Here is a 23,105-nt window from a genome sequence, read left to right on the forward strand (position 1 = left end):
CGGGCAAGGCTTTGTTTTCCACCCGTTCTTGTCCGAGCTGGTCTGTGTGCTGAGGGGTGAGTTGGCCAGACGGTTACGTTGTACACGATTGCTTTCATGCTGAACTCCCGATCGTCAGGGGCTACAGAAATGCGCCCTACTCTGTTCAGGTGAATGCAGCGTCAGTACGTTCAGCATGTTGATGGTAGAGGCAGACCGGTGGCGCTAAATGCTGTCGCTCCCACCGGAGCAGGGATCGCGTGGACTATGAGGTTGGAAGCGAGAATCGGAACACACTGCCATACTGCACACTGGATTCGACATCGATGGCACCACCATGTCGGGCAACAATTTCACCGACGATGAACAGGCCAAGGCCCAATCCCCCTGACGCTGCATGGTGCTCCGAAGTCAAACGCGAATAGAGGGTCTGGCCACGCCAGTCATCCCCAACGATAAACCGCGCTAGGTATGAGGGTCGCATTTTCGCGAAGCGGCTTAGCAAGCAGAGTGCGCAGAGTGCTCAAGCTAAGACTCCATTGACTGCATTTTTAGAGGAGCTCCGCATCCCCTTGAGATGTGAGGCTCACCGCGCATTTTCCGTAAAACCACTGCTGGAGCAGTGCAGTACGCAGCCGTGTGGAGCCAAAAGGCGGAGCGCAAGCATGACAACGGGTTCAGAATTACGGAAAATTATTCTAGGGCAATAATTATTGGTATTCCATAATTTGCCCTAAAACGAGATCGAGCAAACGGTCATGTATCTTCGCAACCACCATCTGAGATAGGTGTTCTGATCCGACCGTAGGTGTCATCACCTAAAATCGCGTCGCCTTCCTGTTCAAACATCACAGCGAGCCACCGCGCCCTCTTCATCTCAGCTATTTGAGAGAAAAAGCAGCCTTCGCAGAGGTGAAGCTCGTACTCTTGGCCGCAATGCGCTGAGCCTTTGCCCCATGCCGCATGCATCGTTCCGTACTGGGGCTCACCTTCGCCATCTCGCGTAGACATACCGCAGACATCGCATACCACGTCGACAACTACATCGGACTCACCTGCTTGTGTGACCTTCATTCTGAGCCTCCGTCACCATCTGCCATCATGAGTCGCACCTTCCCGATCTCAACCCATCCAGACTCCCCAACCTAATGCTCCACAGCTTTAAGCCAGGCACGGGTCGCCAGGCCCTGGCGGAGCAGTAACAGGCGATTGAGTGTACGCATGATAAAATCGCTCCAGATTTAATCTGTGGAGCTTCCCGCTTGAGCACGCAACCTGCTACCGGCTACTACGATTCACTGCTTCACGCTCCTACTTTCTCCAGCGACCCTGCCGGCAAACGCCAAGCCGAGCGTTGGAAACGCCTGGTGGATGACATTCACAAATCCACGACAGAGCAAGACCTGCGTGAGGCCCGAGGGAAGGCGGAGGGTTACATCATCGGCCTAATGGAAAGTGGTCATCTACCACCAGATGGCGAACGCGACTACGTGATTCTTAGCTCGATTCATCGCCGTCAGGATTTTTTGCGTACACTCCTCGCGACGCTCACCTGATCCGCATAATCGACCTTTCAGGCGCCCGCAAAGGCGCCTGGCTCGCTCGTTGGCGAAGCGTCAGGTTGGTCTGCGCTTGTAATGAATGCTCGAAGACTCTTCCGGCCCGCTCCGCGCTTGAATGAAGTCAGAACAAAATTTCCTGCCTTTGTATCAACCACCCAGAAGCGCCCTACCCTTTTCAACGAGAAGATCGGCGTGGTCGTAAGCAAATATGCCCCTGTGCGCTTCTCAATAAGCCCTGGAACGATCTGACCAACCACGACCCCCACTGCGCAATCGTTCAAAATTTCGACGTCGCTCAGATAGGCAGTGATCGGCACAGAATACTGCTGACCCATCGCTTGTATGATGCGCGTGAGCTGAAAAATCGATGGTTCTTCACCTGGGTACCTGACGATCTCATCTGTCATGTGTTCATGCGCTCCTGCGTCCAATTCAATACCCCTCTGAGAGGTTTCGCTCCTAGAGGTGCTTAGATTTCAATGATGAAGTCCGGTACAAAGCCGGTCTTTTCACCTGGATACCCTCTGGGGTTCGATATGAGCCGACATCCCGAAACGATCGTGTCGACCGCGTAATGGGTATGGCCGAAGATCCAGGCATCAGCCTGCGAAACTAGGTCACCCCACTGGTTGAAGTACGCAGCACCGAGGTGGCCCTCATGAGCATCACCAGCGACCGCTTCAATCGGGCAATGATGCGTGACGACGACCGTCTTGCCACCGAAGTCCTTAGCCAACTCCGTAGCCAGAAAGTCCCGCGCACAAATGTTGCGAGCGATGAGATCGACAGGGCGAAGCTTCCTAAAGCCCTCGCCGATTCGGATCTGCGTGAAGTCGCTCATCCACTCCCAGCACAACGACATCGCTACGCGGTAATCCCCTGTGGACGTAAAATCTGTCCACCCCGTCGCCGCTAAAAATCTCACATCACCAACGATCAGTGTATGGTTATCCAGAACATGAACATGCCCAGCTGCCGCCTGTTGCATCTTCGTCAGCGTTCGGTCTAAGTGCCCCCGGTAGAACTCGTGATTCCCAGGGACGTAGATCACTGGACAGTCGAACGCCGCGTTTGCCCACTCGACCCCTTGACCGCGCACAGAGATGTCACCCGCGAGCACGACCAGCTCGACGTCCAGCATAGGTGGCACGAACTCGGAGAACTCGTTGTGTAGGTCGGAGTAAACCGCAATCTTCATACCTCGCTCCATGATACAAGGGCTGGGTCGCTAATCCCGGGCCCGTCCGACGGACGCCCGGGCTTCAAGAACTGGGTCATCACGGACGAAATGACAGAACCATCTCGAGCGAGGCTTGCTTCTTGTATCCGTCGCCGATAAGCAGATAGACGGTGTTGCGAGTCTCAAAAATCCAAGGATGCTCATGCGAGATCGCGTACGTAGATCTCACCCAGCAACCAGGTACGAACCGTCCACGGCTGTCGTATATGACCTCATGAGCGAGCACAATCATCGGCGCGATCCCGTCCGGCAACGGCTCAACCTCATTCGCGGGAATCTCAACGATGATCCAACGCTTCACCAAGCAAAACGCTTTTCCTGGAAAGCGCTGCTCTGCTGCTTGAACCAGCTCTCCTCTATCGTCAGCCCAACCATGGACAACCTCGCCGCCGCCGTAAAGAAACTCTGTAACCTCATCCAACGTGACCGCCATGAATCAACCTCTCGCGCTCGAGTAGACGTGTCCTTCAGACGTGACAAATTCGTAAACCGGGGTCGGCTGGGTACCATCCTTGATCCGAATCTCGGAAAGCAGCTTCATCGAAAACTCGGATTGATTGGTCATCGCCGGTGGAGCAAGCAAATGAACTCGATTGACACTCAGGAAATCCACCGCATCCCCTTTGCACAGGGAGTCAACCACCTCAACGCTCGACACCAAACGCACAGACGGGCCTAGGCATCCATTCACGAAGCCACTTCCTTCAACGACAAAGTAATAGCAATCGGGATTGAGACTTGCTGAATCCCAAAACAGATTCAGGCTGTCCAGAGCTAAAAACTGCCCTCGGAGTTTGGTTCTTTGGGTGACCAGCACAACACACTCCACCTATCAATCGGGGCAACTAGCTAGCACTTCGCCCAGAAACGATTCATATAAATTGACAACTTTGCGCCCAGCAGTAAATGTCCATGCAGAACGCAAGTCATCTGTGGGAGCTAGTGAGACCACCATACCACCATTCCACATTCACTGCCTATAGTACGTGGATGTAGAGTTTTCAGTGTGGCCTTATGCTTCCCTTTGCGGGAAGCTCTCCCATGCCAACGCGATACACTCTGGCAGCAGTCCTTCGCACCACGCGTGCCGCTCGTGGCCTATCCCAAGAACAGCTCGCCTCCACGGTGGAGCCTAGTCATTTGCACAAGATCGAGCACGCGAAATCCAATGTCAGCCTCGAGATGCTCGAAGACATCAGTAAGCGCTTGGACGTCGATTCGGTGGCACTCCTCGCCGCTGCCGCCTCCTACGAACGCCAGGAATCACTCGAAGAGTTTATGACCCACCTCTGGGCGGAGCTGGGCAAGCTGGGTGAGATGCGTGTGATGGAAAGCCTGCCTGCGCAATTCTCGGGTAAAGCATTGATCGCAGCGAAATCAGGTAAGCCGCCAATCCCACCAGACAGAATTCAAGCAATCCTCGACTGCAAGGCAGAGGGCCTCACTCAAAAAGAGACCTCAGTGAAGCTGGAAATGCCATATTCCACAGTCCACAAGTTCTGGCACATGCCAGTTGCAGATCAGTGACGTAAGATGGCGGAACGCTATAGGTCGACCGCCACTTCACGTATGCGACATTGAGACGTGGTCATGCCTCACATCTAGATCATGTCCCCCTAGGCTTAGCTCTTGCAGTTGCTTGTGCGACAAGGGGATCGTCAGGCCAGAAATGCTTGGGGTACCTACCCTTCAAATCCTTCTTCACCTCAACGTAAGTGGAAGCCCAGAAGTTCGCCAAGTCTTGAGTAACCTGAACCGGTCGGCGAGCAGGCGATAGCAAGTGCAGCTTGAGCACTTGGCGACCATTAGCAATGCGCGGCGTATCCGCTTGCCCGAAGAGTTCCTGTAGCCTCACGGCAAGTACAGGGGGACGCTCACCATAGTCCACACGGATGTTCGATCCCGAGGGTACTGCAATCGTCTGAGGCGCCTGTGTGTCTAACTGTTGCGGCAGAGGCCAGGGCAACAAGTTGCGAATGATGCTGGACAGATCGAGCTGGCCAAAATGACTGAGCCGGGTCACCTTTCCCACGTATGGCCCCAACCACTCCTCCAGCGACTGCAGCAATGTTTTATCACGTAAATCAGGCCACGCACTCTTACTACCAGCTTCCTCATCAAGCACGCGCAGCAATTCGACCCTCGCCTGCCACTGACGGAGCTCAGGTGTCCACGGCAGAAGCTCCAGCCCTTTTCGACGCACGTAGTTGAGCAACGCTTGAACTCGCGCTTCATCACCTAGGTTCGTTAGCGGCGCGCGGGACAGAACCAACTCCCCTACTTTCACTTGTCGCTCAGCGCGGAGTCCCCCCTCCCGCTCATCCCATTCAAGTTCATCTACTTGGCTGACCTGGTCTTTCAAGACAGTGTCGAACAACGCTTCGTCTAGGTCGGCAGCGAGGTATATACGTTCCTCACGCTGGCCTTGCCGGCTACCCAAGTCGGCAATCACCAGCCAAGAATGCTTCATCAGTGCATCGGTCTCGGTGAACATCGCTGCACGACCATTTGCCAATCGATATTCAGCTCCACCCGCACGACGCTGTTGAGCGACCCTGTCGGGATACGCCAACGCAAGAAGGCAGCCCACCCACCTCGGGTGGTCTGAATCAGCGACTGATTGCGATCCTGAGCCACGCAAGAATGACCGATACTGCCTGGCGAGTTGCTTCGCACGTTGAGCACCACCTTGCTCACCTCTTTGCGCACGTTGCTCACCAGATAGGATGGCCAAACGACTATGAAGGTCTGCTCCGCCACCACGCTGAATATCGCGCTCACCGAGCAATGCTGCGATGTTGCACGCTGTCTCAGTCAGTCCCAGCTCGTGACCTCGCAGCAGGAGATGAGCAATCCGTGGATGACTCGGCAGCTCGGCCATCGCTTGGCCGTGCTTAGTAAGTTGCCCATCTGGTTGCAAGGCGCAGAGCCGTCGAAGCAAATCGTTCGCTTGCGAGTAAGCAGCTGCAGGTGGGGCATCAAGCCACTTCAGGTCACTTGGATGAACGCCCCATTTAGCAAGCTGCAGGGCTAAACCTGTGAGATCCGCTTGTTGAATTTCGGGCGAACTGAAACCCGCCATTTGGTCGTGCTGGGTTTCAGACCAGAGTCGATAGCAGACACCCGGTTCCAGTCGACCGGCACGCCCTGCCCGTTGGGTGGCACTGGCCTTGGATATCCGCTGAGTATCCAGCCGGGTCATGCCACTGCGAGGATCAAAACGCGGAACACGCTCAAGGCCAGCGTCGATGACCACACGCACACCGTCGATGGTCACACTGGTCTCTGCGATATTCGTGGCCAGCACAACCTTGCGCATGCCTGGAGGGGCGGGATCGATTGCAGCTCGCTGATGATTAAGATCGAGCTCGCCGTGCAGCGGGCAAAGCAGCGTGTTTTTCTGCAGCGACGGTGAGGCATTGAGCCCTTCCTCAAGCCCTGACAACACGCGGCGAATTTCGGCCTGGCCGGGAAGGAAAACCAGAAGGCTGCCGGCCTGATCGGTGAGGGCGTCCAGGCATGCGCTGATGACCCGGGGCTCGATGTACTCACCCGGTTGCTGCGGCTTGCTCCAGATGGTGGTGACCGGGAACATTCGACCCTCGCTCGTCACGATCGGAGCGTCATTCAGCAGGCGCGACAACCTTTCACCTTCGAGCGTTGCCGACATCAGCAGCACCTTCAATGGAGCATCGTCCCGGAAAAGCTCGCGCCCATTGAGCGCCAGCGCCAAACCGAGATCGGCATCCAAGTTTCGAAGGTGGAATTCGTCGAAGATCACCAGGCCGACACCTTCGAGGGCAGGATCGCTCTGCAGGCGGCGCGTAAGAATCCCCTCAGTCACCACCTCGATACGGGTTTTCGGCCCGACCTTGCTATCGAGGCGAATCCGATAGCCCACCGTTTCGCCAACCTTCTCACCAAGCTCGCTGGCCATTCGCTCCGCAGCGGCGCGTGCGGCAAGACGACGTGGTTCGAGCATGATGATCGTTTGGCCCTGCAGCCAGGACTCCTCGAGCAAAGCGAGCGGGACTTTCGTCGTTTTACCTGCACCAGGTGGCGCCTGCAGCACCACCTCATTGCGTTCGCGAAGGGCTTTGAGAAGAGCTGGCAACGCAGCGTCAATTGGCAACGAACTCATGTGTACTCCTGCTTAATGCTCGGCAGTATACAAGCGTTCGATAGGAGACAGAGGGCAGGTGAAGTCGGTGAAAAAGGGCGACCTTGGAAAAGCTAAGGCGACCTTGCTAGGGGCGCCTCGCCTAGCCGGCGCTACTCTCGCTTCGGCATGGTCTTGACGTTGGATAGACGCTTCAACTGATCCTCCAAAAGCCTCACCCGCTCTACAAGCTGGATGTTGTGCGTCATCACTTGATACAACTGCTCCCGCACTACATCCAGCTCACTACGAGCCTTGACGACCTTATCGTTAGCGCGCTTTATCTGAAGAGTTTTTGAGGCAGCCAAGTTACCGAAGCTAGTGCGGAACGCCTCAATCTGAGCAATCAATGCCTGGTGACTGGGTCTCTTTCTCTTGAGGTAGCCTCTGTCGAAACCGGCCTCAAAGCTGACGATCCCAGCAGTGATCTTCGTGCCATCAAGTCCAACGTGAGCAGCAACGTGAGGCTTCCCAGCCTTAAGACGCTCAAATGCCTCTACGCAGGCTTTTACACCATCACTCGCCATCTCAGGCTACCTCCACTGCTGGAATGAGACGCTCCCTGAATTTTCTCATATTGCTCAGCTCATACTGTACAACTTGATACTCACCACTTCCGGGCTCATACAATTCGAGATCACGCTCGTTATCCTCGATAGCTTCGTCGAGTTTTTCCTTCTCGATAATGCCATCAGCGCAACTTAGACAGCTCACAGCCGCACCGAGTAGGAAGTGCTCACATTTGCCAGTTCGTGTGCATGCACCTAGCAAGGTCGGACGGTATGAGATCTTGCCATCGGCAGCCTGCCTCTCCGTTTCCTTTCGCATGTCAACTATATGCACATCACCGCTTTCTAATTTGCCACGTTGATTTGAAATATAGCTACCAACTCCACCAAACAGAGGAGCGTCATCTCCAAATGCATGTGCCAAAAGATCATATGCGATGTTCATTGGCACACCGGTCTGCACCTCAAAGAGAACGTGAGTCTTAGGAAGTACGTACTCACCCTTCTTCTCGTCATAGTATCCAAATATCGTTTTGAGAAGCTCAAAGTTATTGGCATAGTAACGTGTCATCTGAGTACACAAATGCTTGAACTGCTTCCTAAGGCTAGGCATGGATATGAAACCACTGCTGCTGCCATAGAATGCCAGTGACCTACGAAACTGATGGCTAGTGAAATTCCATGGGCTCCCTACCTGGAAAAATTTCTCATTTGAAAAATCACGACTGGGGTCGGTGAGCTGCAACTCTTCTAAATCAGATGGAGTTATAATAAACCCTTCCAGCAGGAAGTCCGGCTTCGAAACATCATTCCAAAACGGTACGCCGATTTCAGTTTGAGCACGATTAATGATGGCCGGATTTAAGAATAGCGGCATTGCTTTAGGGTCAACACCGTACAACTTGGAAATACCACGACATATGGCACGGGCCACCTCTACCGCGCGAACAGCTTCATCAGTGGCTAACCAAGATACTGTTTTACGATACCCGGTAAACTTAGTAGTGGTAGACAAAACCTTGACTATGATGGGCTTATCCCGTGCCAAGCCACCCTCATCGAGCGTAGCTGACACCACTTCGTCTTGATCGATACAATCGTAAGGCAATCGCAACACCTCCTGGTCTCTCATGCCTGTATACAAATGAATAACCGTCTTAGCTACCCACTGCATCTTCAAAACAGTTGATGACAAAACGCCTCTTCCTGAGCATGAGAAATCACCACTGAACAGAGACTCTATCTTATGAATCTTCAAAGTTTCTTCGAAGACTGGCTCATAAGATTTAGGGGCTTTGTTTCCATTGACCTTTTTTTGGTGATAATGAGTATACCCGTAACGAGGATTATCGAACTCGCCCAAGTACTGCTCAAGCGGCTCGCGATGATCATAAAGAACATCAAGAGACAGACCAAGTGCATTGATTACAGCAAGATAGATTTTGGTCGGAATCACAGGGTGCTGTTTAGCGTCTTCATCAATATCGAAATCGATATCAAATACCCCCTGTAACTTATAGCCAAGCCGATCCTCGCCCACGCTCACCAGATGGCCGAGAAGGGCTCGCATCAGCTTGCGCTGCGTGCTTCCAACCTCATTAACCTTCATCCAGCGAGCGTATGCCGTCAAGTAGGCAGGCGTGGTAAGAAGCTCTTGTAGGGAAATCACTCCCGCCAGTTCACCAGCACCCTTCTCATAGCAAAATCGCGCAGCGGTACGCAGTGTTAGAAAATACTGTGACAGCATACTTACGCTCATCCGACCAATATGGCCAGTGCTGACAAAAAAAAGCAAACAAAAAAGAATCCACTTGATCTCCTCGGTCAGTGAGTTTTGAGCTGTGCCACTTGTGCCAAACACGCCATCAAAGCGAATGGCCCAGATTTTGTTAGCTCTAAGCCGCATTGGATTGAAGTCCCAATAAGGCTTACCAAAGACAGCTGTCGGGTTTCCCTCAAGATCCCTACAAAGAACAAAGTCCGCCGAAGGCCTCCAGCTTTTGCCATGCGATTGCTGAATAACTTCTGCAACCTGTAACCCCTGATTCAATTCATCAAAAAAGTTTTTCATCAGATGTAGATCCCCATTTTCTCATAGCGTTGTAAGCGGCGCTCCCAGAAAGGAGTGAGGATACCCAGTTCAAAAACCTTCTTATTCATAACCCCTATCAAATCAGACGCACTCTTGGATCTTTTTGAAATCCCCTCCAAAATAAAACTAATACGGACGATTACGCCTTTTAAAACTTCTTCGGAGAATTCAAAATTCGGAGCATTTTCCCTAATGGCTTCGACTACATATTTGAAGCTCATCAGCTTATGGATATCAGCCTCATCAGAGTGCACCAAGTAATGTATACAGTACAAACATCCATACTGGCTATTGCAATCAGGTTCAATAGTAACCACGGGAATTTCTGCCACTGGATCATTCAAACCGTCACAGTGGCCTGCAGCAATAGGTATCCCTCCCACTTGGCTTTCAGAACTAAAGCGCTTGGCTGCTTCCAGCATTGAGGCCCAGAACCCTCCAAACTCTTCCTTCTGCTGTTTATCAGTTACTCCACTGTAAAACTGCGCATTCGTGCGCTCAGTATGGTTAAGCACTGCACTCACCAGCATTGGCGAATGACGCAGATGGTGCAGAGTCAAACTCTTAAACTTGCGGACAAGCCTAGGTGGAATATTCTTCGAACTATTACTAACAAAAACCCCTTGCAATTTGTTATAAAATTTCGTGGAGAAATTATTTTCGAGACTAGGGAAATCAGTGGACGGCAGCCCTCGACCATCAACTACATGAAAGAAAAGCAGTTCTGATGAGCGGCCGTTCAGGATCCAGCTACGAAACTCAAGATATTCGCGCAGAAGCTTCATGCCAGGCCCTCTGCCTATAGAGTAGTTAACTACTAACCCCTTCGCTCTCAATTTCACTGCTGACAGCTCTTTTTTCAAAGGAGAACGGACAACTTCAAGGGCGTCTTCGTAAAGAAACTGTATAACCTCACCGGAGTTGGCTCCGACCACTAAGTTTATAAGACACGCGTAAGCCTTCATGGCGAGGCCTGCCAGCCTTACCCTAAATTGATGATGGGAATCCGCATTTGCATCATCAATCACACGCTGAGCTCGCTTAAGAGTTTCGCGCAGGTCAGCTAGTCTAGCCTCAGGTTTAGCTATACTTAGCTCTTCGATAGTAAGGAGGCGGCCCTCTCGGTAATCGTACGCAGAATAACCATGTTCACCCTCTGTCAATGGAGTAATGAATTTACCGGTACCTGGAAAAAAATACGTATGATATTCGTTGGTATCGAATCTTAGAGGGAAGGCTTGAAAACCCACCAAGAACCTTGATACAGATAGCGCAATATTTAGTGTGATGTCTATGTATAGCTTTACGTCGTCTTCATCAGGCGGTTCCAGACCTTCACGACGATTTTTTATTGGTGGAGCACTTGCGATTATGTACCCATAGTCTTCCGGAAATTGCAACGCCAGAACTCTACGAAGAATAGTTTGACGGGCTTGGCAACTTAGTGGCTTCGCTTGGCCACTGGCGATTTCCTGATACAGATAGCTGGTGAACGCCATATATGCACGCTGAGCGCCTTCAGGCGTACACATTACATCACGGTAACCATACCCATCGCACCAATTTATTGCGTACTCAAAATTCTTTACGTCAGTCTCAATGCTATTCCCTTTAGTGCCTGACGACCACATTTTGTCAAGCCAGGCGATGACCATCTTCCGTCGACTAGGAATCAGCGAGCTCTCATCCACCCAATATCCAGCTCCCCGTATTTTTTCACGCACAGAATATACGAACACGCCGATATCTAAGGCCGAAACTCGATTTGACAGTGAAAGAGCTAAACTCTCAGGATGGAGAATCTCATGTTCTTGACCAACATAGGACAAATCAATAGCGTGGATTTTACGAGGCACACGATTAGCCGACATCAACATTATCCAAAATCAAGTCACTGTAACCAGACATTTTGAAAAGCACATTCTCGTAGCTTTCTTGAGCACTGATCTTCTCGGACGTCATCAAGAACAATTTAAGATAGTTCTCCGTCGTCTCACGCCTTTCATGATGAAGCCGAGCTTGAATAATTGTGATTTCTTCTCCGGGCTGAAGTGTACCGTCAGCTATCCGGGGAACTAGTCGTTGATAAATCTGATATGCATACGTCGCACGAAGCCAATGGTATGTAAATTCCGTGGAAAGCTCTTTATTCGCTTTTCTTAAAAGTTTTTTCTTCAATGTGTTCGCAACAGCACCTACTGGTCGTGACTTCGCGTACATGTACCTCGGATCCGTCGACGCCATGTAATAACAATTACACTGCTCAGACAAGAAAACATACATATCCTTATCATCAATTTTTTCAAGCCCTGGATGGTTTAGGGTAAACTCAGATTGGAATTTTTCACGCCTTTTTATAGCAAAGGGGCTTCGCAAATACGTCAGCAAGTCCTGAGCCAATTGCTGAGGGACATATAGGTTTTGAGCCTTACTAAATTTAGTGTCGATCCCAGTACCAGGGCCAGCCTTCAAAAGATAGGAGCCATCTGGCTGTAGCAACCCATTCGCTAGCGCTTCAACATGCCTCACTCTCAGCGTCAGCACGGTTTGTTTGCGCGCGCCTGTCATAAGCGCGAACAAGACGATCAGTCGCTCTTGAGCTGTCCAAGCGTCGCCTTCAATTACTTTCACAACATGCGCTAGCTCAACATTCGTTAAAGGCCGTAGAAGCTCACCTTCATCATTAACAAATCCAGCTGGCGTAGGGGCTTTCGGCGCTAATGCTCTGGTTTGGCTACGTTTTTCTACAGTTACCTTCTTTTGGAACCCGTGAGCCCCTTCAATATAGATACTTATTTGCTTAACTGTATCAACACGTTCTATATCTAGATCATGCCAAAATCTAGACACATACTTGTAGAACTGATAAACCACACCCGTATATTGATTGGCAACCGCCGCACCGCGATTTGGATTATCGAGCAGATATCTGTGGTATTTGTATGTTGGTCGCTGCGGAAGGCGTCGCCCAGAAAAGTCCAGCCAGTCGATACCATGGCTTTCACAAAACATCAAATAATCGAGAAGGCGACTTGCCTTTCTTCTCGCATCATCTGTTGGGCGATTCTGTGCATGCTTGTTCTGAATCAAACTAAGCAGGAAAGAATTTGCCTCTATCCACGGAGTGCCATCTTTATGAAGATAAACGGCAGATTATATACAGCCCTAGTGAGCGCATCAGGAAGCGCCGCCTCATTTACTTGATAAGCAATGATACTTTCACTAATGCCATTAATAGTTACTGGCATTGAATTAGAAGGTTCATTACTAACGTGCAGTTCAGCAAAAACTTCGCTGACTTCGGGGATTATTACAATGCGGCCTTTGTGTGCCGGATTTTCAAACGCTGCCACCAAACCGCCCCACCCATTCTTCGAGTGTCAAGCCTGAATGTTATGCGTAAGAAAAACAAGATATCAGTCAATGTCAGAATGTTTCACGATAAACACTTTCATTTAACGAGACATGATAGCTTGGGGTACCGCCCTTTCAGGTCTTTCTTTACCTCGGCATAAGTGGTGCGCCAGAAATTGGCCAGGTCCTGGGTCACCTGCACGGGTCGGCGTGCCGGTGACAGCAGGTGCAACTTGACCTGCTGCCGGCCATTGGCAATGCGCGGGGTGTCGGCAAGGCCGAACAGTTCTTGCAGGCGCACGGCAAGAATCGGCGGGGTTTCGCTGTAGTCCAGGCGGATGTTCGAGCCGGACGGCACGGCCAGATGCGCGGGTGCCTGTTCGTCCAGGCGTTGCGGCAGCGGCCAGGGCAGCAGGTTGCGCAGTATCGACGGCAGGTCCAGCGCGCTGAAGTGGCTGAGGCGGGACACTTTGCCAAGGTAGGGCTGCAACCAGTCTTCCAGGCTGGCGAGCAGCGCCTCGTCACCCAGGTCGGGCCATTCGCTTTGCCCGCCCCTGTCCAGGTCCAGCTGGCGTAACAGTGCCACCCGTGCCTGCCACTGGCGCAGTTCCGGTGTCCATGTCAGCAGGTTCAGACCTTTGCGTCGTACCAGGCCGAGCAGCGCTTTGGCGCGCGCTTCGTCACTCAGGCCGGTCAGTGGTTCGCGGCTTAGTATGAGCTCACCCACTTTGGTTTGGCGTTCGGCACGCAGCACCTGCTCGCGCTCGTCCCAGTCGAGTAGATCGACGCGTTCTACCTGCTCGGCCAGCACATCATCGAGCAGCGCCGGGTCGAATGCTGCCGCAAGGTAGATACGCTCTTCGCGCTGGCCCTGGCGGCTGCCCAGGTCGGCGATCACCAGCCACGGGTGTTTCATCAACGCATCGACCTCACCGAACAAGGCTGCACGGCCGTTGGCCAGACGATACTCGGCGCCCCCTTCACGCCGCTGCTGCGCAACCTGGTCGGGATAGGCCAGCGCCAGCAGGGCCCCAAGCCAGCGCGGGTGATCAGGGTCAGCGACGGCGGCTTTGGCCTTGCCGCGCAACAGGCCACGGTACTGACGCGCAAGCTGCCGGGCGCGCTGCACGCCACCCTGGCCGCCTCGGCTGGCCTTGGTCTCGCCGCTGATCAACGCCAGCCGGCTGTGCAGGTCGGCACCGCCGCCACGCTGGATATCCCGCTCGCCGAGCAACGCCGCCACATCACAGGCCATGGCGGCCAAACCCAGGCCCTGACCACGCAGCAACAAATGGGCGATACGCGGGTGAGCCGGCAGCTCGGCCATGGCCTGGCCGTGATCGCTGAGGTTGTCGCGGCTGCCCGGTTTAAATGCCCCCAGGCACGCCAGCAGGTCCTGAGCCTGGGAAAACGCTGCGCTGGGCGGTTGGTCGAGCCAGCGCAACTGATGAGGTGCGACGCCCCAACGCGCCAGTTGCAGGGCCAAACCAGCCAGGTCGGCCTGGAGGATTTCGGCGCTGCCATGGGCAGCCAACTGGTCATGCTGGGCCTCGGACCACAGCCGGTAGCACACGCCCGGCTCCAGCCGGCCGGCACGGCCGGCGCGCTGGGTGGCGCTGGCGCGGGAGATACGCTGGGTGTCCAGCCGGGTCATGCCACTGCCAGGATCGAACCGCGGCACCCGGGCCAGGCCGGCATCGATCACGACGCGCACGCCGTCGATGGTCAGGCTGGTCTCGGCGATATTGGTGGCCAGCACCACCTTGCGCAGGCCCTTGGGCGCCGGGTCGATGGCTGCGCGCTGGGCATTGAGGTCAAGTTCGCCATGCAGCGGGCACAGCAAAATCTCCGGCCGCTCGCCCAGTGCCTCCTGCAGGCTCTGGTGCACCCGGCGGATTTCGGCCTGGCCGGGCAAGAACACCAGCACGCTCCCCGTCTGCTCGGCCAAGGCCTGCAGCACGCTGTCCACGACCCGTGGCTCGATGAACTCGCCCGGCTGGAAAGGCCGCCCCCAGCGGATATCCACCGGGTGCATGCGGCCCTCGCTGCTGACCACCGGGGCTTCATCCAGCAGCCGTGACAGGCGCTCGCCCTCCAGGGTTGCGGACATCAGCATGATCTTCAGTGGCGGGTCGTCACGCAGCAACTCACGGCCATTGAGGCTCAGGGCAAGGGCCAGGTCGGCATCCAGGCTGCGCTCGTGAAATTCGTCGAAGATCAGCAGGCCCACACCTTCCAGCGCCGGGTCGGCTTGCAGGCGGCGGGTAAGAATGCCTTCGGTCACCACCTCGATACGGGTTTTCGGCCCGACCTTGCTGTCCAGGCGAATGCGATAACCCACCGTTTCACCGACCTGCTCGCCCAGTTCACTGGCCAGCCGTTCGGCCGCCGCCCGCGCCGCCAGGCGCCGGGGTTCGAGCATGAGAATGGTCTGCCCGGCCAGCCACGGCTCGTTCAGCAGCGCCAGCGGCACGCGGGTGGTCTTGCCGGCGCCGGGTGGCGCTTCGAGCACGGCTTCGTGACGGTTTTCCAGGGCTTGGCGCAAGGCAGGCAAGACGGCATCGATCGGTAATGAAATCATGGTGGTCCTCGAACAATCTGGCGAGTATAACGGCGAACCCAGCCTGCTCTATCATGGTCTTAAGCTTCAGGCGCAGGCGCTTCGCTTGCCCTGCTGAAAACCCTCTCGGAGATTTACATGCGCATCCCATCCCGCGTCATCGGCGGCGCTCTCATCGCCACCTTGCTGACCCAGCTGACGGCCTGCGGCACCATTTTCTACCCGGACCGGCGCGGCCAGATCGGCGGCAAGATCGACCCCGTGGTAGCCGCAATGGACGCCATCGGCATCCTGTTCTACGTGATCCCGGGGCTGATTGCCTTCGGCATCGACTTTGCCACCGGCGCCATCTACTACCCGGGTGGCCGCACCGCCCAGGTCGACCCGGCCAAGCTGCAAGAAGCGGTAAGCCCCGACGGCAAGGTCGACAACCTGAAGTTGCAGGCCATTCTCGAAAGCGAACTGGGCCAGCGCCTGCCGCTGAACGACCCACGGCTGATCCAGCACCGCGGCAGCGTCGAACAGCTGGCCAGCCTGGGCCTGGTGCCGGCAGCCTGAACCCCACACACGGACTTGACCACGGATGATCACCCCAGCCGAACACCAGCGCCTGCTACGCCTGGCCACCCGCGCCTCACTGGCGGTGGCCAGTATCCTGGTGCTGAGCAAGGCCCTGGCCTGGTGGCTGAGCGGCTCGGTCAGCCTGCTGGCCGGGTTGACCGACTCGGCACTGGATGCTGTCGCGTCGTTTATCAACCTGCTCGCCGTGCACTACGCCTTGCGCCCCGCCGACGACGACCACCGTTTTGGCCATGGCAAGGCCGAAGCCTTGGCCGGTATGGCGCAGGCGCTGTTCATCGGCGTCAGTGCGGTGCTGATTGGCGTGCAGGCGGCCGAACGCCTGCACACGCCGCAGCCTTTGGGCGACACCGGTGTCGGCATTGCAGTGATGCTGCTGTCACTGGTGCTGACGCTTGCCTTGCTGGCACTGCAGCACAAGGTCATTCGCCTGACCGGCTCCACCGCAGTACGGGCCGACTCCCTGCACTACCGCTCGGACCTGTTGCTGAACAGCAGCATTCTGCTGGCCCTGTTGCTGGCACGCTTTGGCTGGCCACAACTGGATGCACTGTTCGGCCTGGGCATTGCCTGCTACATCCTCTGGAGCGCATTGCAGATTGCCCGCGAAAGTACGTCGATACTGATGGACAAGGAACTGCCCGGCGATGTTGGCGAAGACATGAGCACGTTGGTTCTGGCCATACCCGGCGTGAAAGGTGTGCATGACCTGCGCACGCGGGTGTCGGGTAATCAGTGGTTCGTGCAGTTGCATCTGGAGCTGCCGGGGCAGTTGCCGCTGCATGACGCGCATGGGTTGTGTGTGGAGGCGTCGCGGGTGATCCGCCAGCGTTATCCACAAGCGGATGTGATGGTGCACGCCGACCCGGTGTGAATCTGCAAATCGCCGGCAAGCCAGCTCCCACAGGCGTGACCGGCCTGAGGGCATGCGCAATACCTGTGGGAGCTGGCTTGCCGGCGACAGGGCCGGGACCGACAGCACAACTGGCTTAGTTGATGCTGTAACCCCGGCCACTGAAGCAGGCACCCAGCGCCCGGCGATAGGTGTCGAGCACATTGGCCGCCGGTGCGTAAGTCGCCGTCGCCGGGTCGAATCCCGACTGGCTCACCGCCCAGCGATGGCACTGGTAGCGGTCCTGCTCCTGCTGCTGTTGCCCCTGCCCGTTCATCGGGTAAGCCACCACGTCGTACCCGCCGTTGGCCGGTGACACCGGTACGGGTGCCGGCGCGACGGAGGGCGGGTTGACCACCACATACTCCTGGCTGTCAGCCAGATACTGGTAATAGGTGTCCGCCACCAGGAAGAACAGCGCACCACCCAGCCATACCTCCTGCGCATAGGGCGGCAGGTAATTGATCCGCACGCCGTAAGGCGGCGTCACCACGATGTAACTGCCGCCATGCGGGCGATACCAGTAGCCACCGGAGTAGAAGTAGTCAGCACCACGGTAGGGCACTTTCCAGTAGCGGTCGGGGAAATGATCCACCGTGTGCCCCGGGCGATACTGCGGCCCAGGCCCCCAGCCGTTGCCATGGCCATCCGGGCGCCCCTGCCAATCACCACCCGGGCGTTGCCCAGGGCCGCCGGCTTCCCATTGACGGTTATCGCCATGGCGCCGGGGAATGTCCTGGTAGTAGCCCTGCCTTGGCGGCTGGGTCTGGCGCACTTCGTCGCGTGAGTTCAGCGAGCGGCCGGGCATACCATCTGCTTGCCCTTGCTGGCCTCGTTCGCCATGCCCCTCACCCGGCCCTTCGGCCAAAGCCCCCAGGCTGATGCTCAAACCCAGCAAACCAACACCTGCCAACTGCCAGATGCGCGACTTCATGGTGTTCCTCTCGGTAGAAAATGCTGCAATCACAGCCAGTCTACCGTGACGGCCACCCAGGCCAATTAAATTTCCAGACAGAAAAAAGGGAGGCCGCAGGGCCTCCCTTCTGAAATTGTCGTCCGTGCTCGGCACTTGTGGCGCCGGCTCACCTCACACCGTCTTCTGAAGGGTGTGTAGCCCGGGGGCCTGGCGCATCCTGTTGGATGGCTGGCCGCGACCGCCCGCCTAGAGCGCGTCGCCGTGGACTGATGTCCGGGCAGTGATTCTGTTGATAAAGATACCGGAGAGGTTGCGGCAGAGGATTGCGAAGATTGCTCAGATAAATAGCACTTGCGCAATTTTTCACCCTGGATTGATAATTCGCCGCAATACGTACAGAAAAGGCAAATGCCATGAGCAAACTTGACCGCTACGACCTGAGCATCCTCGCCGAATTGCAGCGCGATGCGCGCATTTCCAACCAGGAACTGGCCGAACGCATCGGCCTGTCGCCGTCGCCATGCTCGCGTCGGGTCAAGCAACTGGAGGACGACGGCTACATCTCGCGCCAGGTGGCCCTGCTCGACCGCAAGAAGCTGGGCCTGAGCCTGACCGCCTACGTGCTGATCGGCATGGACCGCCACACCCCGGAGCGCTTCGAAACCTTCGAGGCGGCCATCCGTGTCCTGCCGCAGGTGCTTGAATGCAGCCTGGTCACCGGGATGGATGCCGACTACCAGCTCAAAGTGGTGGTGCCAGACATGGACCATTACCAAAAACTGCTTCTAGGCAGCCTGACCCGCATCGAGGGCGTCACCAGCGTGCGTTCGAGCTTTGTGCTCAACCAGGTGTTGGCCAGCACCGAGCTGCCATTGACCCACCTGCGTTAAATACCCACGGTAGCCCGCGTATAATCAGCTGCTCAGCCTGCCTGGAGAACACAGATGGATCCCGCCGTATTCGAAGAGTGGATGATGATCATCCTGGTCACCGTATTGATCGGTTTCATGGGCTTCATCGTCTGGGACCTGGCGAAAAAGTCCAAGGCCGGCAAGTTCGGGACGTTGATCCTGTTCTTCGTGCTGGGGCTGGGGGTGCTGGCCTTTATCATCAAGAGCGTGGTGGTGGGGTTTCTCGAAGGGGTGTAAGGCTGCTTTGCGCTCCTTTCGCGACGCGAGACCGCTCCAACAGGGAATACACATGCCTGAGGCTGGCCCTGTACCTGTCACAGCGGCCTTGTGTCGCGATGGGCCGCAAAGCGGCCCCCCTTATCGCTGTAGCTTCGGAACTACTTCGCGCCAGCAACCCTGCTCCAGCCCATCCAGCGCCCAATCCCCGATCCGCACCCGCACCAGGCGCAAGGTCGGTAGCCCAACCGCCGCCGTCATCCGCCGTACCTGCCGGTTACGCCCCTCCCGGATCACCAGTTCCAGCCAGCTGGTCGGCACGCTCTTGCGAAAGCGCACCGGGGGGTTGCGTGGCCACAGTTCGGGTTCCTCCAGGCGCCGTGCCTCGGCCGGCAAGGTCGGCCCATCGTTCAGCTCCACGCCATTACGCAAACGCTGCAACTGCTCGTCGCTCGGTTCCCCCTCCACCTGCACCCAGTAAGTCTTGGCCAGCTTGTGCCTGGGGTCGGCAATACGCGCCTGCAGCCCGCCATCGTTGGTCAGCAACAGCAAGCCTTCACTGTCACGGTCCAGCCGGCCGGCCGGGTACACGCCTGCGATGTCGATGAAGTCCTTGAGGGTCGCGCGCCCTTCGCCGTCGCTGAACTGGGTCAGCACGTCGAACGGTTTGTTGAACAGGATCAGGCGCGGCTCGGCCGGTGGCGCCTTGGGCTGGCGACGCGGGCCGGCGGCAGGCCGCGCCTGGGGACGGCGCGGCTTGTTACGGGGTGGCAGTGACATGGATCCTCAGCGGAACGGCGGCTCATCGAAGCTGCGCAGTTTACGCGAGTGCAGCGAGTTGAGCTCGGTGCGCAACAGGTCGAGGGCCGCAATGCCGATCTTCAGGTGCTGGCTGACCGCCCGGTTGTAGAAGGCGTTGGCCGAACCTGGCAGCTTTATCTCGCTGTGCAGCGGCTTGTCGGAGACACACAGCAAGGTGCCGTACGGCACGCGCAATCGATAACCCTGGGCGGCAATGGTGCCGCTTTCCATGTCCACCGCCACGGCGCGCGACAAGTTGATGAGCGGACGCTCCTGCGCCCAGCGCAGCTCCCAGTTACGGTCGTCGTAAGTCAGCACGGTACCGGTGCGCAGGCGCTTTTTCAGCTGTTCGCCACGCTCACCGGTGACCTGCGCGGCAGCCTCCTGCAAGGCCATCTGCACCTCGGCCAGGGCGGGAATCGGGATGTTCGGCGGCACTACCCGGTCAAGAATGCCGTCACGGCGCATATAGGCGTGGGCCAGCACGTAGTCGCCGATGGTTTGCGACTGCCGCAGGCCGCCGCAGTGGCCGATCATCAGCCAGCAGTGCGGACGCAGCACGGCCAGGTGGTCGGTGATGTTCTTGGCGTTGGATGGGCCGACACCAATGTTGACCAAGGTCACGCCGTCGCCATCGGCGGCGATCAGGTGGTAGGCCGGCATCTGGTAGCGGTGCCAGATCACGCTGGCGACCAGGGCCTGGGTTTCACCATGGTCCATGGCTTTTTCGATGATCACGTTGCCCGGCAGCACCATGCGCACGAAGCGCGGGTCGTCGCGAAGTTGCTCAAGACCGTGGCTGATGAACTGGTCGACATAACGGTGGTAGTTGGTCAGCAGGATCCACGGCTGCACATGGCGCCAGTCACTGCCGGTGTAGTGCACCAGGCGGCGCAGCGAAAAGTCGACGCGCGCGGCGTCGAACAGCGCCAGTGGGAAAATTTCGGCACGGTCCCAGTCGTAAAGGCCATCGGCGATGTTGTCGGTGGCGGCCGACAGGTCGGTGCTGGGGAATACCCGTGCCAGCTGCGCGGCGGTAATACCGCTGCCGGCCAGTTCGTCACCCTGGTCAACCACATAAGGGTAGGGAATGTTCTGCTCGCTGATGCCCACTTCTACCGTGACGGTGTAGTCGTGCATCAGTGGGCGCAGTTGCTCCAGCAGGTAGCCGCGAAACGCGGCGGGCTGGGTGACGGTGACGCTGTAAGTGCCGGCCACCTGGACCTTGGCATAGGCCCGCGTGGTGGCGGCAACCTCACCGTGGCTGTAGTAGGTCAGGCGCAGTGCCGGGTAACGGAACAGGTCGCGCTCGTCGGCGCCCGGCTCGGTACGGTCCTTCAGGTATCGCTTGAGGGCCTGGCTAAGGGCCCCCGTGGCCTGTTCATGCAGGGCCGCCAGACGGTCGACGGCCTGTTCGGGGGTATCAACGACTACAAAAGCGTGGCTCACACTGTGCTTCCTGTCTGGACATGCATGTGGGCCATCTTGCCTGCGTTTCGTGGCAATTACATCCCCGGCGGTCAGTACCGGCCTCATCGCCGGCAAGCCAGCTGCCACAAGTACTCCACCGGCATCGAACCTTGTGCATGACCTGTGGCAGCTGGCTTGCCGGCGGTGAGCCCTTCAAAGCCAGCTCAACTCGGCCAGGCAGGTGTTGCCCTGCTCACCAGTGCCTGCACATCGGCACCCCGAGGCAGCGCCCCATACACCCGTCCACCACCCGTCAGCCGGCTACCGATGAACGCGTCACTGACCACCGCATTGCCCGCCTCCAGCAACAGTTTGGCCTGAAGCGCCAGGGCGATATCCTCGGTCAGCTGCCGCGCGCGGTACTGTATGTCGCCGGTGTCGACAAATGCCCCCTTGAGGTTGCCGATATGCGCCGCCAGGCGCGGATCCCCATGCCCATCGCCCAATTCGGTGAACAGCGCATCGAGCACGCCCGGCTCTTTGGACAAGGCCCGCAGCACATCCAGGCACTGTACGTTGCCAGAGCCTTCCCAGGTCGAATTGACCGGCGCCTCGCGGTACAGTCGCGGCAGGATGCTGTCTTCGACATAACCCGCACCGCCCAGGCATTCGGCGGCCTCGTTGATCATGGCCGGCGCGCGCTTGCAGATCCAGTACTTGCCCACCGCCGTGACCAACCGGGCGAAATGCGCCTGCTGCGGGTCGTCCAGTTGCTCCAGCGCTTGCCCCATGCGCAGGCTCAGGGCCAGTGCAGCCTCGCTCTCCAGGGCCAGGTCGGCCAACACGTTCTGCATCAGCGGCTGCTCGTTCAACACCCGCCCGCCGACCTTGCGGTACGCACAGTGGTGGGTCGCCTGGGTCAGCGCCTGACGCATCAGGGCGCTGGAGCCCACCATGCAGTCGAAACGGGTCATGGCGACCATCTCGATGATGGTCGGCACACCCCGCCCTTCTTCACCAATCATCCACGCCAGCGCACCACGGAACTCCACTTCGCTGGAGGCGTTGGAGCTGTTGCCCAGCTTGTTCTTCAGGCGCTGGATATAGAACTGGTTGCGATTGTCGTCCGGGCGGTGGCGCGGCAGCAGGAAGCAGCTCAGGCCTTTTTCGGTTTGCGCCAGCGTCAGGAATGCATCACACATCGGCGCCGAGCAGAACCACTTGTGCCCGACCAGCTCGTACGGCTGCCCCGGGCCAGGTGCGCCCACCGGATACGCCCGCGTGGTATTGGCGCGCACATCGGTGCCGCCCTGCTTCTCGGTCATGGCCATGCCCAGGGTGACCCCGGCCTTGTGCCGGTCGCCGACGTTGCGCGGGTCATATTCGCAGGCCAGGATTTTCGGCAGCCAGTACTCGGCCAGTTCGGGCTGAAGGCGTAGCGCCGGCACGGCGGCGAAGGTCATGGTCAGCGGGCAGCCGGTACCGGCTTCGGCCTGGCTGTGCAGGTAGGTCATCGAAGCCCGTGCCACATGGGCGCCAGCGCGGGGTTCGGCCCAAGGCAAGGAAGGCAGACCGTGCTCGACGGCGGTGCGCATCAGCTGGTGGTAGGCCGGGTGGAACTCGACCAGGTCGATGCGATGGCCGTAGCGGTCGTGGCTGATGAACTCCGGCTTGTGCGCGTTGGCCAGGAAACCTGCCTGCATCAGCGGCCCCCCCGCCAGAGCGCCATAGGCATCGATCCGCGACTCGGCCCAGCCCGCGCCGAAACGCCGTGACCACTCCTGCAATGGCAGGTCGAGGCGGTACAGGTTGGCGCCGTCGAGGGACCGTGGCTGGTTGGTGACTTCGTGGGTTTCAGCGTACTGGTGCAGGTTCATCGGGGGGCTCCTGGATCCGGGTAGGCTTGAGAGACCCAGTGAAGCACT

At 57.2% G+C, this 23,105-nt stretch carries 23 protein-coding genes; 6 read left to right on the forward strand and 17 right to left on the reverse strand.

The features are described 5' to 3' along the window. Nucleotides 1–244 precede the first annotated feature (244 nt). Nucleotides 245–463 carry an ATP-binding protein gene (locus tag AC07XM_RS08465; RefSeq protein ID WP_080693989.1) on the reverse strand — a complete coding sequence of 73 codons (219 nt, stop codon included), beginning with the start codon at nucleotides 461–463 and terminating at the stop codon, nucleotides 245–247. 272 nt (nucleotides 464–735) lie between these two features. Then, nucleotides 736–1,053 carry a hypothetical protein gene (locus AC07XM_RS08470; protein ID WP_102689295.1) on the reverse strand — a complete coding sequence of 106 codons (318 nt, stop codon included), beginning with the start codon at nucleotides 1,051–1,053 and terminating at the stop codon, nucleotides 736–738. Between the two features lie 188 nt (nucleotides 1,054–1,241). Between AC07XM_RS08470 and AC07XM_RS08475 the strand changes: the two genes are divergently transcribed. Beyond that, nucleotides 1,242–1,535 (forward strand): hypothetical protein, encoded by a 294-nt coding sequence (locus AC07XM_RS08475; protein ID WP_042131946.1) that lies wholly within the window; start codon nucleotides 1,242–1,244, stop codon nucleotides 1,533–1,535. A gap of 17 nt (nucleotides 1,536–1,552) precedes the next feature. Here the strand turns inward: AC07XM_RS08475 and AC07XM_RS08480 are convergent, their stop codons facing one another. The 4 genes from AC07XM_RS08480 to AC07XM_RS08495 all read right to left on the reverse strand — a co-directional run bounded on the left by AC07XM_RS08480 (nucleotide 1,553) and on the right by AC07XM_RS08495 (nucleotide 3,598). Continuing rightward, a complete protein-coding gene (locus AC07XM_RS08480; protein ID WP_042131944.1) occupies nucleotides 1,553–1,948 on the reverse strand; it encodes a hypothetical protein in 396 nt (131 codons plus the stop codon). Nucleotides 1,949–2,010: 62 nt separating this feature from the next. Then, a complete protein-coding gene (locus AC07XM_RS08485; RefSeq protein ID WP_028697835.1) occupies nucleotides 2,011–2,739 on the reverse strand; it encodes a metallophosphoesterase family protein in 729 nt (242 codons plus the stop codon). Nucleotides 2,740–2,818: 79 nt separating this feature from the next. Continuing rightward, nucleotides 2,819–3,214, reverse strand: coding sequence for a DUF6957 family protein (locus AC07XM_RS08490; RefSeq protein ID WP_028698526.1), 396 nt, complete (start codon nucleotides 3,212–3,214; stop codon nucleotides 2,819–2,821). A 3-nt stretch (nucleotides 3,215–3,217) separates the two neighbouring features. Next, nucleotides 3,218–3,598: a hypothetical protein gene (locus AC07XM_RS08495; RefSeq protein WP_028698525.1), complete on the reverse strand. Its 381-nt coding sequence runs from the start codon at nucleotides 3,596–3,598 to the stop codon at nucleotides 3,218–3,220. A 224-nt stretch (nucleotides 3,599–3,822) separates the two neighbouring features. On the opposite strand from AC07XM_RS08495, the gene AC07XM_RS08500 reads away from it, so the two are divergent. Further along, nucleotides 3,823–4,308 carry a helix-turn-helix domain-containing protein gene (locus tag AC07XM_RS08500; protein ID WP_028698524.1) on the forward strand — a complete coding sequence of 162 codons (486 nt, stop codon included), beginning with the start codon at nucleotides 3,823–3,825 and terminating at the stop codon, nucleotides 4,306–4,308. A 79-nt stretch (nucleotides 4,309–4,387) separates the two neighbouring features. Here the strand turns inward: AC07XM_RS08500 and hrpB (AC07XM_RS08505) are convergent, their stop codons facing one another. From hrpB (AC07XM_RS08505) to hrpB (AC07XM_RS08535), 7 genes are all read right to left on the reverse strand, one after another. Next, entirely contained in the window at nucleotides 4,388–6,922 is a 2,535-nt protein-coding gene (gene hrpB / locus AC07XM_RS08505) for an ATP-dependent helicase HrpB (RefSeq protein ID WP_102689296.1), read from the reverse strand. A gap of 131 nt (nucleotides 6,923–7,053) precedes the next feature. Then, nucleotides 7,054–7,467: a hypothetical protein gene (locus AC07XM_RS08510; protein WP_028698522.1), complete on the reverse strand. Its 414-nt coding sequence runs from the start codon at nucleotides 7,465–7,467 to the stop codon at nucleotides 7,054–7,056. A gap of 1 nt (nucleotide 7,468) precedes the next feature. Further along, nucleotides 7,469–9,520 (reverse strand): integrase, encoded by a 2,052-nt coding sequence (locus AC07XM_RS08515; RefSeq protein ID WP_028698521.1) that lies wholly within the window; start codon nucleotides 9,518–9,520, stop codon nucleotides 7,469–7,471. After that, entirely contained in the window at nucleotides 9,520–11,412 is a 1,893-nt protein-coding gene (locus tag AC07XM_RS08520) for a hypothetical protein (RefSeq protein ID WP_028698520.1), read from the reverse strand. The genes AC07XM_RS08515 and AC07XM_RS08520 overlap by 1 nt, the downstream gene beginning before the upstream one ends. Next, entirely contained in the window at nucleotides 11,402–12,553 is a 1,152-nt protein-coding gene (locus tag AC07XM_RS08525; RefSeq protein WP_256596939.1) for a site-specific integrase, read from the reverse strand. The genes AC07XM_RS08520 and AC07XM_RS08525 overlap by 11 nt, the downstream gene beginning before the upstream one ends. A gap of 101 nt (nucleotides 12,554–12,654) precedes the next feature. Beyond that, nucleotides 12,655–12,894: a hypothetical protein gene (locus tag AC07XM_RS08530; RefSeq protein ID WP_256596940.1), complete on the reverse strand. Its 240-nt coding sequence runs from the start codon at nucleotides 12,892–12,894 to the stop codon at nucleotides 12,655–12,657. Nucleotides 12,895–12,992: 98 nt separating this feature from the next. After that, nucleotides 12,993–15,476 (reverse strand): ATP-dependent helicase HrpB, encoded by a 2,484-nt coding sequence (gene hrpB, locus AC07XM_RS08535; RefSeq protein WP_102689297.1) that lies wholly within the window; start codon nucleotides 15,474–15,476, stop codon nucleotides 12,993–12,995. 117 nt (nucleotides 15,477–15,593) lie between these two features. Here hrpB (AC07XM_RS08535) and pmcY point away from each other — a divergent pair, with 117 nt between their 5' ends. Together pmcY and AC07XM_RS08545 are read left to right on the forward strand one after the other, a co-directional pair. Next, complete coding sequence (gene pmcY / locus AC07XM_RS08540) at nucleotides 15,594–16,013, forward strand: periplasmic Zn2+ metallochaperone PmcY (RefSeq protein ID WP_016489328.1); 420 nt, start codon at nucleotides 15,594–15,596, stop codon at nucleotides 16,011–16,013. Nucleotides 16,014–16,038: 25 nt separating this feature from the next. Further along, nucleotides 16,039–16,908 (forward strand): cation diffusion facilitator family transporter, encoded by an 870-nt coding sequence (locus AC07XM_RS08545; protein WP_023048412.1) that lies wholly within the window; start codon nucleotides 16,039–16,041, stop codon nucleotides 16,906–16,908. 115 nt (nucleotides 16,909–17,023) lie between these two features. On the opposite strand, the gene AC07XM_RS08550 is transcribed toward AC07XM_RS08545, so the two are convergent. Further along, the gene (locus AC07XM_RS08550) at nucleotides 17,024–17,860 is read right to left on the reverse strand and encodes a DUF6515 family protein (protein ID WP_016489330.1); all 837 of its coding nucleotides are present in this window, start codon (nucleotides 17,858–17,860) and stop codon (nucleotides 17,024–17,026) included. Nucleotides 17,861–18,255: 395 nt separating this feature from the next. On the opposite strand from AC07XM_RS08550, the gene AC07XM_RS08555 reads away from it, so the two are divergent. Next, the gene (locus tag AC07XM_RS08555) at nucleotides 18,256–18,732 is read left to right on the forward strand and encodes an Lrp/AsnC family transcriptional regulator (RefSeq protein ID WP_016489331.1); all 477 of its coding nucleotides are present in this window, start codon (nucleotides 18,256–18,258) and stop codon (nucleotides 18,730–18,732) included. 54 nt (nucleotides 18,733–18,786) lie between these two features. Next, a complete protein-coding gene (locus AC07XM_RS08560; protein WP_003249787.1) occupies nucleotides 18,787–18,990 on the forward strand; it encodes a DUF2788 domain-containing protein in 204 nt (67 codons plus the stop codon). Nucleotides 18,991–19,110: 120 nt separating this feature from the next. Here AC07XM_RS08560 and AC07XM_RS08565 read toward each other — a convergent pair whose 3' ends face one another. From AC07XM_RS08565 to AC07XM_RS08575, 3 genes are all read right to left on the reverse strand, one after another. Then, nucleotides 19,111–19,749 (reverse strand): pseudouridine synthase, encoded by a 639-nt coding sequence (locus AC07XM_RS08565; RefSeq protein WP_016489332.1) that lies wholly within the window; start codon nucleotides 19,747–19,749, stop codon nucleotides 19,111–19,113. Nucleotides 19,750–19,755: 6 nt separating this feature from the next. Beyond that, nucleotides 19,756–21,219, reverse strand: a complete 1,464-nt coding sequence (gene amn, locus AC07XM_RS08570; RefSeq protein WP_016489333.1) for an AMP nucleosidase — start codon at nucleotides 21,217–21,219, stop codon at nucleotides 19,756–19,758. A 185-nt stretch (nucleotides 21,220–21,404) separates the two neighbouring features. Then, nucleotides 21,405–23,057, reverse strand: a complete 1,653-nt coding sequence (locus AC07XM_RS08575; protein ID WP_102689298.1) for an acyl-CoA dehydrogenase family protein — start codon at nucleotides 23,055–23,057, stop codon at nucleotides 21,405–21,407. Nucleotides 23,058–23,105 lie beyond the last annotated feature (48 nt).

It is taken from the genome of Pseudomonas sp. GW460-LB5 (assembly GCF_059423245.1).